Here is a 2,500-nt window from a genome sequence, read left to right as displayed (position 1 = left end):
GACCACGGCGATCCCGGCTCAGCGAGCGTCTGCCGCCCAGGACGACGACTCGGCCGAGGAGACGCGGGCGATCCCGACACCGAAGAAGTCGGATGCCGAGGCCGCCACCGAGAAGCTCAACACCCGCTCCGAGGACGAGCCCCAGCGGCGCGGCGGCAGCGGTGTCAGCGCCCAGGACCTGCTGCGCCGTGAGGGCCGGCTCTAAGAGTCACCAGCCGGATTCAGCGTCCCCGGGGGCTGCCGGCTCCTCAATGTCGTCGGCTTCGGCATCGACCATCGGGCCCTCCTCGGCTTCCAGTGCCTCTTCTTCGGCGGCAGGGTCGTCGGCGACCAGTACCCGGATCGAGCTGTTGAGGAACGCCAGCACCGGCACGGCGAGCAGGGCACCGATGATGCCTGCGAGCACCGCTCCGCCCGCGATCGCCAGCACGATCGCCAGCGGGTGGATGGAAACTGCCCGACCCATCACCAGCGGCTGCAACACGTGGCCCTCGAGTTGTTGCACGGCGATGATCAGCCCGAGGGTGATGAGCGCATAGATCCAGCCCTTGGCGATCAGCGCGACGATGACTGCCAGGAAGCCGGTGACGACCGCACCGACCAGCGGTACGAACGCGCCCAGGAACACCAGCGAGGCCAACGGCAGCGCCAGCGGCACCCCCATGATCGCCAGCCCGACGCCGATGCCGAGCGCGTCGACCAGCGCCACCAGGAAGGTCGCACGCACATACCCGATCAGCGACCGGAACCCGGCGCGCCCGGCGTCGCGCACCCGGTCCCGCACGTCGGCCGGGAAGACCAGGGTGATGAAGCCGAAGATGTTCCGGCCGCCGTGCAGCAGGAAGATCAACGTGAACAACACCAGCAGCGCGCCGGTCAGGATCTCGGTCAGCGTGCCCGCCGTGGACAGCGCACCGCTGGTCAGCTTTTCCTGGTTGCTCTGCAGCGCCTCGATCGCCGCGTCGCGGGCCTGGTTGATCTGCTGCGGGCTGACATCCAGCGGCCCGTCGGTGAGCCAGGTGCCGACGCCTTCGATGCTGGCCGTCACCTGATCCGCGAGCGCCGGCGCTCCCTCGATGAACTGATTGACCACAAACGCCAGCAGGCCGCCGAACAACGCGATGCCGCTCAGCAGCACCAGGGCCACCGCACCGCTGCGCGGCGCGCCGCGCCGATCCAGGAAATCGACCACCGGCATCAGCAACGCCGCCAGGATCGTCGCCAGCATCACCGGCACGAACAAGATCTCCAACCGGAAGAACAACCACAACAAAGCCACGACGGCGCCGAGGATCACCAACAGCCGCCACGACCAGGCGGCGGTCTTGCGGACCAGTGGGCTGACCGACTCGTCAGCGAAGGCGTCCAAGGAGGCTGGGCGCGGGCCACGGGCTGACATTCCGGTAGCGTAACGGCCCCGCAGGTTTCGTCCTCGGATCTGCGAATTCGACCCGGCCACCGCTTACCCTGTACTGCGTGTCACACGAGGTTGCCGCGAGCGACACCCCACCGGGAGCCGCCGGCCAGGAGCGACCCGGCCGCGGCAAGTACTGGTGGCTGCGGTGGGTGGTCCTGGCGGTGGCGCTCATCGTGTTGGCCGTCGAGCTGGCTCTGGTGCGCGACCAACTCGCCAAGGCCTGGCAGAGCCTCTACTCGGCGAACTGGTGGTGGGTGCTGGCCGCCGCCGTCGCGGCGATGGCATCGATGCACAGCTTCGCCCAGATCCAGCGGACGCTGCTGGCCTCGGCCGGCGTTCACGTGCGGCAATGGCGTTCCGAGTCGGCGTTCTACGCGGGAAACGCATTGTCCACCACCATGCCCGGCGGCCCGGTACTGTCTGCGACATTCATCTACCGTCAGCAGCGGATGTGGGGCGCCTCCCCCGTCGTGGCGTCCTGGCAGCTGGTGATGTCCGGCGTCCTTCAGGTCATCGGGCTCGCCTTGCTCGGCCTGGCCGGCGCGTTCATGCTCGGTGCGAGCAAGAACCCGTTGTCGCTGATCTTCTCGCTCGGCGGCTTCGTCGCATTGATCCTGCTGGCACAGGCGGTGGCCACCCGCCCCGAGCTGATCGACGGCATCGGCGCGCGGGTGTTGTCGTGGTTCAACTCGGTGCGGGGCAAGCCCGCAGGTACCGGGTTGTCGAAATGGCGGGGGATCCTCGGCCAACTCGAATCCGTACAGCTGGGTCGTCGCGATCTCAGCGTCGCGTTCAGCTGGTCGCTGTTCAACTGGATCGCCGACGTGGCCTGCCTGTTGTTCGCCTGCTACGCCACGGGCGGTCACCCGTCGATCGCGGGCGTGATCGTCGCCTATGCGGCCGCCCGCGCGGTCGGCTCCATCCCGTTGATGCCGGGCGGGTTGCTGGTCGTCGAAGCGGTGCTGGTACCGGGGCTGGTGTCGAGCGGAATGCCGCTTGCCGCAGCGATATCCGCGATGCTGGTCTACCGGTTGATCAGCTGGATCTTCATCGCCGTGATCGGCTGGGTGATCTTCTTCTTCA

Annotated in this window: 3 protein-coding genes; 2 read left to right on the top strand and 1 reads right to left on the bottom strand. The window is 68.1% G+C overall.

Features of this window, described 5'->3' with window-relative positions; translation table 11 throughout:
* Positions 1–205 (top strand): hypothetical protein (locus WA944_RS10925; RefSeq protein WP_526646915.1); only part of this gene is annotated, 205 nt, incomplete at its 5' end.
* 3 nt (positions 206–208) lie between these two features.
* Here the strand turns inward: WA944_RS10925 and WA944_RS10920 are convergent.
* A complete protein-coding gene (locus tag WA944_RS10920) occupies positions 209–1,399 on the bottom strand; it encodes an AI-2E family transporter (protein ID WP_526610726.1) in 1,191 nt (396 codons plus the stop codon).
* 77 nt (positions 1,400–1,476) lie between these two features.
* Between WA944_RS10920 and WA944_RS10915 the strand changes: the two genes are divergently transcribed.
* The coding region (locus WA944_RS10915) for a lysylphosphatidylglycerol synthase transmembrane domain-containing protein (RefSeq protein ID WP_526610729.1) at positions 1,477–2,500 on the top strand (1,024 nt) is incomplete at its 3' end.

It is taken from the genome of Mycobacterium sp., from assembly GCF_049683355.1.
GTDB lineage: Bacteria > Actinomycetota > Actinomycetes > Mycobacteriales > Mycobacteriaceae > Mycobacterium.
The sequence above is the reverse complement of the archived record's forward strand: the minus strand, read 5'-3'. Positions and strand labels throughout refer to the sequence as shown.

What these genes read in the sequence shown, in the direction of transcription:
- WA944_RS10920 (WP_526610726.1), bottom strand. Translation starts at nt 1,399, where the DNA reads ATGTCAGCCCGTGGCCCGCGCCCAGCCTCCTTGGACGCCTTCGCTGAC.